The 12,868-nt window shown below is 69.0% G+C and carries 12 protein-coding genes; 5 read left to right on the top strand and 7 right to left on the bottom strand.

The features are described 5' to 3' along the window. Nucleotides 1-61 precede the first annotated feature (61 nt). The 3 genes from QAR72_RS02005 to dusB are packed head-to-tail and all read right to left on the bottom strand — an operon-like array spanning nucleotide 62 to nucleotide 3,650. A complete protein-coding gene (locus QAR72_RS02005; RefSeq protein ID WP_304615686.1) occupies nucleotides 62-1,516 on the bottom strand; it encodes a response regulator in 1,455 nt (484 codons plus the stop codon). Nucleotides 1,517-1,527: 11 nt separating this feature from the next. Next, on the bottom strand, nucleotides 1,528-2,643 hold the full coding sequence (locus QAR72_RS02000) for a two-component system sensor histidine kinase NtrB (RefSeq protein WP_304615685.1): 1,116 nt from the start codon (nucleotides 2,641-2,643) through the stop codon (nucleotides 1,528-1,530). Continuing rightward, nucleotides 2,640-3,650 carry a tRNA dihydrouridine synthase DusB gene (gene dusB / locus QAR72_RS01995; protein ID WP_304615684.1) on the bottom strand — a complete coding sequence of 337 codons (1,011 nt, stop codon included), beginning with the start codon at nucleotides 3,648-3,650 and terminating at the stop codon, nucleotides 2,640-2,642. The genes QAR72_RS02000 and dusB overlap by 4 nt, the downstream gene beginning before the upstream one ends. Nucleotides 3,651-3,946: 296 nt before the next feature. Between dusB and QAR72_RS01990 the strand changes: the two genes are divergently transcribed. The 4 genes from QAR72_RS01990 to QAR72_RS01975 all read left to right on the top strand — a co-directional run bounded on the left by QAR72_RS01990 (nucleotide 3,947) and on the right by QAR72_RS01975 (nucleotide 8,939). Then, entirely contained in the window at nucleotides 3,947-5,329 is a 1,383-nt protein-coding gene (locus tag QAR72_RS01990) for an L-serine ammonia-lyase (protein ID WP_304615683.1), read from the top strand. Nucleotides 5,330-5,443: 114 nt separating this feature from the next. Then, a complete protein-coding gene (locus QAR72_RS01985; protein WP_304615682.1) occupies nucleotides 5,444-5,983 on the top strand; it encodes a hypothetical protein in 540 nt (179 codons plus the stop codon). Between the two features lie 116 nt (nucleotides 5,984-6,099). Further along, nucleotides 6,100-8,292 (top strand): YjbH domain-containing protein, encoded by a 2,193-nt coding sequence (locus QAR72_RS01980; protein WP_304615681.1) that lies wholly within the window; start codon nucleotides 6,100-6,102, stop codon nucleotides 8,290-8,292. Between the two features lie 11 nt (nucleotides 8,293-8,303). Further along, entirely contained in the window at nucleotides 8,304-8,939 is a 636-nt protein-coding gene (locus QAR72_RS01975) for a YjbF family lipoprotein (RefSeq protein ID WP_304615680.1), read from the top strand. Between the two features lie 166 nt (nucleotides 8,940-9,105). Here the strand turns inward: QAR72_RS01975 and QAR72_RS01970 are convergent, their stop codons facing one another. The 4 genes from QAR72_RS01970 to QAR72_RS01955 all read right to left on the bottom strand — a co-directional run bounded on the left by QAR72_RS01970 (nucleotide 9,106) and on the right by QAR72_RS01955 (nucleotide 11,611). Beyond that, nucleotides 9,106-9,315, bottom strand: a complete 210-nt coding sequence (locus QAR72_RS01970; protein WP_304615679.1) for a hypothetical protein — start codon at nucleotides 9,313-9,315, stop codon at nucleotides 9,106-9,108. Between the two features lie 191 nt (nucleotides 9,316-9,506). Then, nucleotides 9,507-10,289, bottom strand: coding sequence for a metal ABC transporter permease (locus QAR72_RS01965; RefSeq protein ID WP_304615678.1), 783 nt, complete (start codon nucleotides 10,287-10,289; stop codon nucleotides 9,507-9,509). A 24-nt stretch (nucleotides 10,290-10,313) separates the two neighbouring features. Beyond that, nucleotides 10,314-11,090 carry a metal ABC transporter ATP-binding protein gene (locus tag QAR72_RS01960; protein WP_304615677.1) on the bottom strand — a complete coding sequence of 259 codons (777 nt, stop codon included), beginning with the start codon at nucleotides 11,088-11,090 and terminating at the stop codon, nucleotides 10,314-10,316. Continuing rightward, nucleotides 11,087-11,611 (bottom strand): Fur family transcriptional regulator, encoded by a 525-nt coding sequence (locus QAR72_RS01955; protein ID WP_304615676.1) that lies wholly within the window; start codon nucleotides 11,609-11,611, stop codon nucleotides 11,087-11,089. Before QAR72_RS01955 ends, QAR72_RS01960 begins: the two co-directional genes overlap by 4 nt. A 103-nt stretch (nucleotides 11,612-11,714) precedes the next feature. Here QAR72_RS01955 and QAR72_RS01950 point away from each other — a divergent pair, with 103 nt between their 5' ends. Continuing rightward, nucleotides 11,715-12,743 carry a zinc ABC transporter substrate-binding protein gene (locus QAR72_RS01950; protein WP_304615675.1) on the top strand — a complete coding sequence of 343 codons (1,029 nt, stop codon included), beginning with the start codon at nucleotides 11,715-11,717 and terminating at the stop codon, nucleotides 12,741-12,743. Nucleotides 12,744-12,868: the final 125 nt, after the last annotated feature.

Here is a 12,868-nt window from a genome sequence, read left to right as displayed (position 1 = left end):
CGGCTTTTCCAACGCGGCGCGGCGGGTCGTTGTGACCGATGCGCTGCGACCTGTGGCGGTTTTACATCAGTTTGCGGCGCCGTGTCACCTCGATATTCAGCTCGGTCAGTTTCTTGCGCAGCGTATTGCGGTTGATCCCCAGCAGATCGGCGCAGCGCAGCTGGTTTCCACCCGTCGCATCCAGCGCGACCTGCAGAAGCGGACGCTCGATCTCGCGCAGGATGCGGTCGTAGAGACCCGGAGGCGGCAGCGCGTCGCCATGCAGGTCGAAATAGCGCTGCAGATGCGCTTCGACCGAATCCGACAGGCGGGCATTGGCGGCGGGCATGGGGATGGTCTGCTCGGGCTCGAAGGCGGCATGGCCCATGGGCGCGGCGATGCTGGCGGGCGGGGGCGCCATGCGGGCGCCGGTCTGCTGGCTCAGCGCCTCGCGCATCTCGGTCGCGCTGATCTGCGGGCCGTTCGCGGTCAGCGCCAGACGGCGCATCATGTTTTCCAGCTCCCGCACATTGCCCGGGAAGGGATGGGCGCGCAGCATGGCCGAGGCCTCGTCCGACAGGCTTCGTTCAGGCAGACCCTGCGAGGCCGCGCGCGCCAGCAGGTGCGAGGCCAGCGGCAGGATGTCATCGACCCGCGCGCGCAGGGGCGGCACGCTGATCGTCACCCCCGCCAGCCGGTAATAGAGGTCCGACCGAAGCCGCCCCGCTGCCACATCGGCCTGCGGGTCCGGGCCGGTCGTGGCGACGATGCGCGGCGCGCTGGCGCGGTCGGGGCCGCTTTCCATCGCCTCGATCATCCCGATCAGCCGGGCTTGGGCGGCCGAGTCGAAGCCCGCCGGGTTCTCGATCACGATGGTGCCGCCGCGCGCGCGGTCGGTGGCGCGGGCGATGGCCTCGTCCCCGGAATCGGCCGAGGTCAGGATCGCAAGCCCCCGTTCGCGCCGGTCCGACAGGTCGTGGAAGCTGCGGGCGATGGTGGTCTTGCCCACGCCCGCCTCGCCTGCGATCAGGACGGGCAGATCGGCGTTCAGCACCCGCGCGACCATGCGGAACAGCGCCTGCATGGCGGGCGCGTGGCCGATCAGCGGCATGGCCGGATCGGCCGTGTCGCGCGGCGCGGCCAGCGGTTCGGGGATGGGATCGGATTTGCGCGGGCGGCGCGACAGGGCCTGACCAGCCTTGGACATCAGATCGGGCAGGTCAAAGGGCTTGGGCAGATATTCGAACGCCTCGGCCTCGGTCGCGCGGATCGCGGTGACGATGGTGTTCTGGGCCGAGATCACGATGACCGGCAGGTCGGGGCGCATCTCGCGGATCTCGGGGATGCGGTCGATGCCGTTGCCGTCGGGCATCATCACGTCGGTGATGACCAGATCGCCGCGCCCCTCCTCGACCCATTTCGACAGCTGCGCCAGGCTGCCGGTGGCATGGACGCGACAGCCCGCGCGCGTCAGCGCCTGCGTCAGCACCGTGCGGATGGTGCGGTCATCGTCAGCGATCAGAACGGTTCCGTCCATGGGGTCGGTCCTTATGCCTTGGGCAGTGAAAGTCGAAAAACGGTGCGTCCGGGGCGGCTGTCCACGCGGATCAGCGCGCCGTGGTCGGTGATGATCTTGCTGACCAGCGCCAGCCCGAGGCCGGTGCCGTTCTCGCGCCCCGAGACGAAGGGCTCGAAGACCTGATCGGCGATCGCGGGGGGAAAGCCCGGCCCGTTATCCTCGACCTCGATCTGCAGGGGCAGCGGGCGGCCTGCGGGATCGGCCTCGTCGGGGGGGCGGCGCAGGGTATGGTCATAGAAGCTGTGCAGCCGGATCGTGCCGCCCGCCTTGCCGGTCAGCGCTTCGGCGGCGTTCTTCACGAGGTTCAGGCAGACCTGCATCAGCTGGTCGGCATCCGCCAGCGCCATGGGCAGCGAGGGGTCGTAATCGGTCACGATCTGCACGCCCTTGGCGAAACCCACCTGGGCCGAGCGCCGGACCTGTTCCAGCACGTCATGGATGTTGACCGGCGCCAGATCCGGCGGCGAGGTGTCGCCGAAGCGTTCCACCTGATCCAGCAGCGCCACGATCCGGCGCGATTCGCTGACGATCATTTCGGCCATCTCGCGATCCTCGGGGGTCGCGCTCATCGCCATCAGCTGCGCCGCGCCGCGGATGCCCGCCAGCGGGTTCTTGATCTCGTGGGCCAGCATTTCGGCCATGCCGATGGCGCTGCGCGCGGCGCTGCGGACACTGCGGCTCTGGTTGATGCCGTCGACCTCCTGCGGGACGATCAGCAGGCTGACCGCGCCGCCGGCCTCGACCCCGCGGCCCAGATGGACGGCGGCGCGGCGCGTCAGGTGGCCGCCCGCCCGGTCGCCGATCTCGAACGCGACCGAGGGGTGATAGCCCGTCTCGTCGGTCGCCTTGACCCGCGCGATCATCGGCGCCAGCGCCGGGTCGATCCGCAGCCGGGTGGCGATCTCGTCGCCCTCCAGCGCCTTGCCCAGAGTCGAGTTGCGCGACAGGTTCAGCCAGAATTCCGCCGCCTCGTTCATCGCGGCGATGCGCCCGCATCCGTCGATGATCAAAGCCGGCAGGGGCAGGCTGTCCCAACCCGGCCCCGGTCGCGCCTCGACGAAATCGCGGGGGCGGGAATGGCTCATGCGGCCTCCTGCGCGGGATGGGGGGCCTCGGTGAAGGCCCGCGCGATCAGGGCCAGTGTCGCGGCGGGCGTCTCGGCCTGCAGCATGTCGGCGCGCAGCGGTGCCTGCGCGGCCTCGGCATACCAGCCCAGATGCTTGCGCGCGACGCGCAGGCCCAGATCGGTGCCGTAGAAGTCCAGCATGTCCTCGTAATGCTCGGCCACCAGATCGGCCAGCGCGGCGCCTTTCGGGATCACGGGCGCGGGCGTGCCGCACAATTCATGCGCGATCCCGGCCAGAAGCCAGGGCCGCCCCTGCGCGCCGCGCCCGACCATCACCGCATCCGCCCCCGAGGCCGCCAACGCGGCCCGGGCGCTTGCGGCATCCACCACATCGCCGTTGGCGACCAGCGGCGGACGGCCCGGCAGATCGGCCACGGCCCGGATCGCCGCCCAGTCCGCGCGGCCCTTGTAGAATTGCGCCCGGGTGCGGCCATGAACGGTCAGCATCGCCACGCCCGCATCACGCGCCCGCCCCGCCAGATCGGCGGCGTTCAGGCAATCGTCGTCCCAGCCCAGACGCATCTTCAGCGTGACCGGCACCTTGACCGCGCCGACCACCGCATCGACCAGCGTCATCGCGTGATCGAGATCGCGCATGAGCGCGGCCCCCGACAGCCCGCCCGTCACCTTCTTGGCCGGGCAGCCCATGTTGATGTCGATGATCCGCGCACCCATCCCTTCGACGATGCGCGCGGTTTCGGCCATCGGCCCGGCCTCGCGGCCCGCGATCTGGACGCTGACGGGCAGCCGCCCCTCGGTCAGGGCCTTGGCGCGCACCGCCGCGCGGGTCGAGGGGCGCGGCGTCACCATCTCGGTCGAGGCGACCATCTCGGAGACCATCAGCCCCGCGCCGAAGCGCGCAACGGCGCGGCGAAACGGCAGGTCGGTGATTCCCGCCATGGGTGCAAGAAACACCGGCGGGCCGAGCTGCGTATCGCCAAGGATGATCGGTTCTGGTTTGTGCATGCCTACTCCTTCGCCCTCGGCATCCAAGCCCGCAAGAGCGGCAATGCCCGCTTGCGATGCCCAATTCGCGGGCGGGATGCCTCTGCCTTTCATTTGATCACATCGCACATAAAAAGTGCAGATGCGATGCGGACCGTTCACGCGCCGCCGGCTCCCGCCCGTGCGGGCGTCCCGGCGCCACGAAGCAAGCCGACATGCTGTCGCATCTGCGGGGGCAATGCGTCGCGGACAGGCATGGCGGCCGGTTGCCTCACCTGCTTAGATGGGTGCCGGAATGCAAGGGGGAAGGGTGATCCATGTTCTTGTCGGTCTTCGATCTGTTCAAGCCGGGCATCGGCCCGTCATCGTCGCATACGATGGGGCCGATGGTGGCGGGCGCGCGCTTTCTGGACGACCTGCGCGCCCAGCCCTTCACCGCGCATGGGCTGCGCGCGAGCCTGCATGGCAGCCTGGCCTTCACCGGCAAGGGACATGCGACCGACCGCGCCACGATCCTGGGCCTGGCGGGGTTCCACCCCGCCAGGCTGGACCCTGACCGGGCCGAAACCGCCCTTGCCGAGAACCGCGCCAGCAAGCAGCTGCAACCGCCCGGCCTTGCGCCCTTGGCCTTCGATCCCGACCGCGACCTGCGCTTCGACTATGACAACGCGCTGCCCGGCCATGCCAACGGCATGACCATCTCGGCCACCGATCCGCAGGGCGACGTGATCCTGCACCGGGTCTATTACTCGATCGGGGGCGGCTTCGTTCTGACGGCCGAGGAACTGGCCGCGCGGGCAGGCGAGACGCGCAGCGACGCCTCGGTCTCGGTGCCCTACCCCTTTGCCAGCGCCGCCGAGATGCTGGCCATGGCCGAGGCTTCGGGCAAATCCATCGCCCGGATGAAAGAGGAAAACGAGCTCTGCTTCCGCGCCCCCGCCGAGCTGCGCGAGGGGCTGTCGCGGATCTGGGCGGTGATGCGCGACTGCATGGACCGGGGCCTTGCGACCGAGGGCGTGCTGCCCGGCGGGCTGAACGTCCGCCGCCGCGCCGCCGCGATCCATGCCAAGCTGATGGCCGAGCGCGGGCTGAACATGACCGCGCCCCATGTCATCAACGACTGGATGAGCGTCTATGCCATGGCCGTGAACGAGGAAAACGCCGCCGGGGGCCGCGTCGTCACCGCCCCCACCAATGGCGCGGCGGGAACCGTGCCTGCGGTGATCCGCTATTGGCTGGACCATGTGCCGGGCGCGTCCGAGCGGCAGCTGCCCGATTTCCTGCTGACAGCTGCGGCGATCGGTGGCCTCATCAAGCACAATGCCAGCATCTCGGGCGCGGAATGCGGCTGCCAGGCCGAGGTCGGCAGCGCCAGCGCGATGGCTGCGGCGGGGCTGGCCGCCGTTCTGGGCGGCACGCCTCGGCAAATCGAAAACGCCGCCGAAATCGCGCTGGAGCATCATCTGGGCATGACCTGTGACCCGGTGAAGGGCCTCGTGCAGGTGCCCTGCATCGAAAGGAACGGCCTTGGCGCGATCAAGGCCGTCAGCGCCGCCAGCCTGGCCCTGCGCGGCGATGGCAGCCATATCGTGCCGCTGGACGCGGCCATCGAGACGATGCGCCAGACCGGCCGCGACATGTCCGACAAATACAAGGAGACCTCGCTTGGCGGGCTGGCCGTGAACGTGCCGAATTGCTGATGCGCCGGGGCGGGCGGGGTTCTGCCCATCCGGCCCTGCCTGCTTGCCGCGCCGGGCCGGGGTTGCTAACGCTTGTGCGACAGTGATCCCGTTGCCATCCAGAGGCCAAAGCCCATGTTCCCGCGTTTCGCGCTTGTCGCGCTGCTGACCCTGCCCCTTGCCGCCTGCGACAGCGAGGCCATGACCGACCTGCGCCGCAATATCGGCCTTGGCGCCGAGGCCGAGCCGCAGCCCGAGACGCCCGCCGGGCCGCGCCCGCCCGCCGTCTCGCCGCTGGTCCAGCCCATCGAGACCGGGACCGAGGCCCGCCCCGTGGCCACGGTCGAGCCCGTCACCTATCGCGCCGAGGCCTTCGTGGCGCGCGGCAACGAGCCCTTCTGGAACGTGCAGGTCGCAGGCAACACCGCCACCTATCGCACGCCAGAGAACCAGTCCGGCCGTGCCATCCAGGTCAACCGTCTGAACTTTGCCGGCGGCGTCGAATACATCGGCGTGCTGGGCGGACGCCCCTTCGTGCTGAACCTGCGCCCGGGCGAATGCCAGGACAGCATGGCCGACGAACGCTTTCCGCTGACCGCGCGGCTGACGGTGCAGGGCCAGACCCGGACGGGCTGCGCCGCGCCCGGCACCGCCACCGCCGCCCCGGCCAGCTGACCGGAAGACCCCGGCGCACTTCACGCAAGCGTGTGTCGCGCGCCGGAACGATCCCTGCCAAGGCAAGGCCACGCTGCCTTCGACCCGCCGATCTGCCCGCCGAGAGGATGTTGCCCATGCGCCGATCACCCCTGCTGCGCCAGCTTCTGGCCACCACCCTGCCCCTTGCAGTGCTGACGATCCCCGGCGCGGCGCCTGCCGATCCCCTGGTCGCGCGCAACATGTCGGCCTATGGCATGCCCGGCGGGATTGACACGCCCACCGCCGAGACCCTGCCCGAAGGCAGCCTTGGCGCGACCGTGTCCTATTCCGATTATGCGTTGCGCAACAACGTCTTCTTTCAGGTTCTTCCTCAGCTGACGGCCAATCTGCGCTATTCCCGCGTCGACGGGATCAACGATTTCCGCAATGACGGCTTCATCTGGGACCGGTCCTTCGACCTGCGCTACCAGCTCTTCGAGCAGCAGGGCTGGCGCCCGGCCGTCGCCATCGGCCTTCAGGATTTCCTGGGCACAGGCGTCTATTCGGGCGAATACGTCGTGGCAACCCGGCAAGTCACGCCGCAACTGCGCGCCAGCATCGGTCTGGGCTGGGGCACGATCGCGGGCCGGCCACGGGTCATCGACGCGGCCGATCCGGGCGGCACGCTGAATGCCAGCGACTGGTTCAGCGGGGGCGCGCGGCCCTTCGCCTCGGTCAGTTACGACGTCAACGACCGGCTGACCGTGACGGCAGAGTATTCCAACGACATCTACGAATCGACCTATCGCCGTTCCAGCGGCGCGCTGGATGTCTTTCAGCAGGGCGACGGCGATCCGGGTCGGCTGAATTTCGGCGCCAGCTACCGGATCGGGCAGAACTACCAGCTGGGCGTGTACACCCTGGGCCGCGAATCCGTCGGCGCACAGTTCACCGTGACGCTGAACCCGCGCGAGGCCACCTATCCCTCGGGGCTGGAAAAGGCCCCCGCCCCGGTGCGCCCGCGCCCCGCCCCCGCCGCCGATCCCGAGGCCTGGTCGCCCGAATGGGCCAGCGACCCGACCGCGCGGCCGGTCTTGCAGAAGGTGCTGGCCGATGCGCTGGCGAAAGAGGGGCAGATCCTCGAATCGATGACGCTTTCGGCCACGCGGGCGGAATTGCGCATCCGCAACAACCGCTACAACCAGCAGCCGCAGGCGATCGGGCGCACCGCGCGTCTGATGACCCGCGCTCTGCCCGCCACGGTCGAGACCTTCGTGATCACCTCGTCGGCGGACGGGCTGCCGACCTCGTCGGTGACCCTGCGCCGCAGCGATATCGAGCGGCTCGAGAATACCGAGGTCGGGCAGATCGCCGCCGCGACCGACCTGTCGGATGCCACCCCCCGTCCCGCCGGGCTGATCCAGACCGAGGACCTGTTCCCGCGCTTTCGCTGGCGGATCGGGCCCTATTTCGATCTGGGCCTCTTCGACCCCGAAGAGCCCCTGCGCTACGAATTCGGCGCCGAGGCGCGGGCCAGCTATGAATTGCTGCCCGGCCTGATCGCCACCGGCGCCATCCGCCAGCGCGCCTTCGGCGACATCAAGCAAAGCGGCCCCGGCGTTCCGGGCGAGCGCGGCCGCCGCTACACCCCCGAGGAATATCTGGCCGATCCCTCGCTTGAGACCACGCCCGAAGGTGTGCCGCGCGTGCGGTCGGACACGCGGATGTATGCGGGCAATACCAGCCCGATCATTCCTGAACTGACGCTGGCCTGGTTCGCCAAGCCCTCGGATCAGGTCTACAGCCGCGTGACCGTGGGCCTGCTGGAACGCGCCTTTGGCGGCGCCTCGGCCGAGGTGCTGTGGAAACCGGTCAACTCGCCCCTGGCCTTCGGCGCCGAGGTGAACCGCGTGCGCAAGCGCGATTTCGACGCGCTGTTCGATTTCCGCGATTACGAGGTCACGACGGGCCATGTCTCGGCCTATTACGAGTTCAGCCAGGGCTTCATCGCGCAGCTGGATGTCGGCCAGTATCTGGCGGGCGACCGGGGCGCGACCTTCACGCTGACCCGCGAATTCGCCAATGGCTGGCGCGTGGGCGCCTATGCGACCAAGACCGACCTGTCGGCCGAGGAATTCGGCGAGGGCAGCTTCGACAAGGGCGTGACCTTCTCGATCCCGCTTTCCTGGGCGACCGGCACGCCGACCCGCGAACGGGCCGAAAGCCGCATCCGTTCGCTGTCGCGCGACGGCGGGGCGCGGGTCGAGGTCAAGGACCGTCTCTACGACAAGGTGCGCGACAGCCACAGCGTCAGGATGCAACAGGGCTGGGGGAGTTTCTGGCGATGATCACGAAACCGATGAAGGCCTTGACCGCCTTGGCCCTGCTGGGTGCGCTGGCCGCCTGCGGCAACGAGGGTCCGGGCGTCGTGACGCGCACGGCGCAGGCGGTGCTGGCCGACCGCGTCGCCCGCGCCCAGGGCGCGCCCGAGACACCCGCCCCCGCCCGCAGCGATGCCGAACGCGCCGCCGAGGCCCTGCGCGTCAATCCCGGCCCGCTGATTCAGGTCGGGTTTGAAAGCCTGGGCCAGACGCAGATCATGGCGATGGTTGGCCAGAACGGCGCCATGCGGACCTACATGACCCCCTCGGAAGAGGCGGTGATCCTGCGCGGCGGCATGCTGGTCGGCACGCGCGGTTTGGGCCGCGACCTGTCGGTTGCCGAGCCCGGCACCGAGGCACTGATCCGGGCAGGCCGTGCGGGCCAGGGCACGCGCGTCATGCGCTATCTGTCGGGCGACGGGCTGGAACGGCCGCTGCAATTCGCCTGCACCGTCACGCCGGGCCCGCAGGCCGGGCTGATGATCGAGGCTTGCGAGGGCCACGGCACGCGCTTCCAGAACACCTATGCGCTGGAGGGCGGGCAGATCCTCGTCTCGCGGCAATGGGTCGGGCCGGGGCTCGGCCATGTGACGATCGCGACGCTGCGCCCCTGACGGGGGCGTCCCCACGCCAACAGGAAAACGCCGGTCCCTTGCGGGGCCGGCGTTTTTCATGGTGCCTCAAGGCTCGCGCCGCAACGGACGAGGACGGCAAAAGGAAAGGGGCCGACCCGAACGGGCCAGCCCCCTGTCAACAGGCCTTTGAAAGACCCGTCGGATATCAGCTGTCGTCGCTGTCCGAAGCGACGGCGGCGATCACGGCCAGCAGCAGCAGGGCCGGAACGACCAGGCCAGCGTTGGTGGTGGCGGCGCTTTCTTCGACGACGACGGGCTCGACTTCGACGACGGGGGCAACGAAGCCACCGGCAACGGCCGAGGTAGCCGACAGGGTCAGTGCGGCAGCGATAGTAGCGAATTTGGTCATGATCATGCTCCGTTTCATTGAAGGCTGCCGTCACCGGCAACATCGAGGCGACACTTGCACAAACCCGGACGCTTGAAAAGAAGCATTAATTCAGAGGCGTTACCGGGTCTGGGCAGGTGTTGCATATTGGCAAACACCCTTGGGCGCGCTTCGTTCCAAACCCGGCCATCATCTTGGAATGCCGTTGCAAAACCGCACTAGCGGCGGCGAAGCATCTGTGACGCCACGAAAAAAATTGCCGCAACGGTCACAATCGTGGGACCTGCGGGACTGTCCAGACGCAAGCTTGCCCACATTCCCAGCCCCACCGAGGCGGCGGCGACCAGCGCGGCACCGGCGGCCATCCGCTCGGGCGAACCGGCCCATCCGCGGGCTGCCGCCGCCGGCACGATCAGCATGGCCGAGATGAGCAGCGAGCCCACCACTCGAATCGCAAGGGCGACCACCACCGCCAAGGCCAGCGACAGGACCAGCCGCTCGACCCGCGGATCGATGCCCGCGGCCATGGCCAGCTCCTCGTTCAGGCTGCTGGTCAGCAGGCGCTGCCAGCGGATCATCAGGACCGCCAGGACCAGCGCCGCGCCGCCCCAGATCAGCACCAGATCGCTGCGGCCCACCGCCAGGATGTCGCCGAACAGATAGCCCGACAGATCTGACCGCGCTCCCGGCACGAAGCTGATCGCCACAAGGCCGAAGGCCAGCGCGGAATGGGACAGCACGCCCAGCATCGTGTCCATCGCCTGCCCCCGCGAGACCAGCGCCGCGACCGTCACCGCCATCACCACAGCGACGGCCAGCGTGCCCGCATAGATCGAGACGTCGAAGGCCAGGGCCAGCGCCACGCCCAGAATCGCGGCATGGGCGGTCGAATCGCCGAAATAGGCCATCCGCCGCCAGACCACGAAGCAGCCCAGAGGCCCCGCCACCAGCGCCAGCCCAAGGCCCGCCAGAACCGCGCGGGTGAAGAAATCGTCCAGCATGTCCTGTCCTGTCGTGCCCGCCCCTCAGGCGTGGCTGTGGTCGTGATCGCAGCCCGGCCCGTGGACATGCCCCGCAGCCGTGCCGTCATGATCATGGTCGTGGTGATGTCGGTAAAGCGCCAGCATGCCCTGCGCCTCGGCCCCAAAGAGCGCGCGGTATTCAGGCGCGTTGCTGACATGTTCGGGCGTGCCCTCGCAGCAGACATGCCCGTTCAGGCAGATCACGCGATCCGACGAGCGCATGACCACCAGCAGATCGTGGCTGACCATCAGCACCGCCGCACCGGTCTGGCGCCGCACCTCGTCGATAAGCTGGTAGAAGGCGACGATGCCCGGCTGGTCCAGACCCTGCGTCGGCTCGTCCAGCACCAGCAGATGCGGATCGGCCAGAAGCGCGCGCGCCAGCAGCACGCGCTGGAACTGCCCGCCCGAAAGCTGCGTCAACTGGCGCTGGCCCAGGCCCGGCACGCCCGTCCGGGTCAGGGCGGCTTCGGCTTCGGCATCGCTGACGCGGCGGGGCAGCGACAGGAAGCGCCGGACATTCATCGGAATGGCGGTGTCGACATGCACCTTCTGCGGCACATATCCGATCCGCAATCCGGCCCGGCGCGAGACCCGCCCCCCGGCCAGCGGCATATGTCCCAGAAGCGCGCGCACCAGCGAGGACTTGCCCGACCCGTTCGGCCCGACCACCGTGACGATCTCGCCCGGCCGGATGCGGAAATCGACACGCTCCAGCACGGTAACGGCGGTGTCGGGCCGATTGATTGTCAGGGCCTCGGCCTCGATCAGCGCGCTCATGCGGCACCGTCCGCCGCGCAGGAGGCGCAGAGGCCAAGCGCCTCGATCGTGGCACGCTCGACCCGGAAGCCCGCGCCCGAGGCGACATCGGACAGAACCGCACGGATCGGCGCCGCCTCGGCCTCGGCCACCCGGTCGCAGGACCGACAGATCAGGAAAGCGGGCGTGTGGTCATGGCCCGGATGCAGGCAGGCCGCAAAGGCGTTCAGCCGCTGCAACCGGTGCGCCAGCCCGTGGCTGACGAGAAACTCCAGCGCGCGGTAAGCCACCGGCGGCTGACGGCCGAAGCCCTCGGCGGCCAGACGGTCCAGCACCTCATAGGCGCCCATCGCGCGAGGGCTTTCCAGCAGGATCTCCAGCGTGCGGCGCCGCACCGGCGTCAGGCGCGCGCCCTGCTGCGCCAGCCGCGCCTCGGCCGCGTCCAGCGCGGCACTGCTGCAATGGCCGTGATCATGCGGCTGGAAGGCTGCGGCAGGATCGGAACCCTGATCTGCGGCAGGACGGGCGGGGCGATCGGACACGGGGCCTCGCGCTCAACGAGCTGTTATAGTGTTACGGTTGTCTTGACTTGTTACCGTGTAACACGGACAAGCACTCCATCGCAACATGAGCAAGGAGGCCCCCATGCGTCACACCGCATCCATCGCAGCATTGCTGTCGCTGAGCGCCACGCCCGTCCTGGCTGCGCCGGGCAGCGTGGTGGCGGACATGCCGGTCACCGCCTCGCTGGTCCAGCAGGTGCTGGGCGATCTGGGCGAGGTGCGCGTGCTTCTGCCCGACGGGGCAAGCGTGCATCACTATCAGATGCGCCCATCGGACGCGCAGGCCCTGCAGGGCGCTGACCTGCTGGTCTGGATCGGGCCTGAATTGACGCCGTGGCTGGACCGCGCCGCCGCCAACCTGTCGGCCAACAGCGCGCGGCTGGAATTGCTGCGGGTCGAGGGCATCCATCTGCAGGATTACGCGACCGAAGCGGGCCACGATCACGGGCACGACCACGACCACGGGCATGACCATGACCACGGACACGACCACGACCATGGACACGACCACGACCATGGACACGACCACGATCATGGACACGACCACGATCATGGACATGGCCACGACCACGGACATGGGCACGATCACAGCCACGAGGGCATCGATCCCCATGCTTGGCTGGACCCGGAGAACGCAGTGCAATGGCTCGACGCGATTGCGGCGACCCTGTCCGAACAGGACCCCGAGAATGCGCAGACCTATGCCGCCAACGCGGCGGCGGCTGCGGACAGCATCATCGCGCTCCAGGCCGAGCTGACCGCGCAGCTTGCGCCTCATGCCGAACGGCGCATGGTCGTCTTCCACGACGCCTATGGCTATTTCACCAACCGGTTCGAGCTGGCGCCGGCCATCCCGGTGGCGCTTGGCGATGCCTCGACCCCCTCGGCGGCCCGGATCGACCAGATCCGTCGGCAGATCGCCGAGACGGGCGCGGCCTGCGCCTTCCCGGAATACGCGCATGACGCCCGCCTGATCGAGACCGCGATCGAGGGCACCGAGACCCGGCTGGGCGGCACGCTGGACCCGCAGGGCGGATCGGGGGCGGAATCCTATCAGGACATGATGCGCCAGATGGCCGACACGATCACCGAGTGCTTCGCGGCCGAGTGATCCGCACCGGACGCCCGGCAAAAAAGGCAGCAAGAATAGCAGGGGCGCGGCCGTCATGGTCGCGCCCTTTGTCATGGCGGCGAAAAATAGAGAAACCCGACTATTTTACTTTGACAATCCTTACG

This window comes from Paracoccus sp. (in: a-proteobacteria) (genome assembly GCF_030604785.1).
Taxonomy (GTDB): domain Bacteria; phylum Pseudomonadota; class Alphaproteobacteria; order Rhodobacterales; family Rhodobacteraceae; genus Paracoccus.
Note: the sequence above shows the minus strand (reverse complement) of the source record. Positions and strands in the feature narration are given on the sequence as shown.

What these genes read in the sequence shown, in the direction of transcription:
- QAR72_RS02005 (WP_304615686.1), bottom strand. Translation starts at nt 1,516, where the DNA reads ATGGACGGAACCGTTCTGATCGCTGACGATGACCGCACCATCCGCACG.
- QAR72_RS02000 (WP_304615685.1), bottom strand. Translation starts at nt 2,643, where the DNA reads ATGAGCCATTCCCGCCCCCGCGATTTCGTCGAGGCGCGACCGGGGCCG.
- dusB (WP_304615684.1), bottom strand. Translation starts at nt 3,650, where the DNA reads ATGCACAAACCAGAACCGATCATCCTTGGCGATACGCAGCTCGGCCCG.
- QAR72_RS01990 (WP_304615683.1), top strand. Translation starts at nt 3,947, where the DNA reads ATGTTCTTGTCGGTCTTCGATCTGTTCAAGCCGGGCATCGGCCCGTCA.
- QAR72_RS01985 (WP_304615682.1), top strand. Translation starts at nt 5,444, where the DNA reads ATGTTCCCGCGTTTCGCGCTTGTCGCGCTGCTGACCCTGCCCCTTGCC.
- QAR72_RS01980 (WP_304615681.1), top strand. Translation starts at nt 6,100, where the DNA reads ATGCGCCGATCACCCCTGCTGCGCCAGCTTCTGGCCACCACCCTGCCC.
- QAR72_RS01975 (WP_304615680.1), top strand. Translation starts at nt 8,304, where the DNA reads ATGAAGGCCTTGACCGCCTTGGCCCTGCTGGGTGCGCTGGCCGCCTGC.
- QAR72_RS01970 (WP_304615679.1), bottom strand. Translation starts at nt 9,315, where the DNA reads ATGATCATGACCAAATTCGCTACTATCGCTGCCGCACTGACCCTGTCG.
- QAR72_RS01965 (WP_304615678.1), bottom strand. Translation starts at nt 10,289, where the DNA reads ATGCTGGACGATTTCTTCACCCGCGCGGTTCTGGCGGGCCTTGGGCTG.
- QAR72_RS01960 (WP_304615677.1), bottom strand. Translation starts at nt 11,090, where the DNA reads ATGAGCGCGCTGATCGAGGCCGAGGCCCTGACAATCAATCGGCCCGAC.
- QAR72_RS01950 (WP_304615675.1), top strand. Translation starts at nt 11,715, where the DNA reads ATGCGTCACACCGCATCCATCGCAGCATTGCTGTCGCTGAGCGCCACG.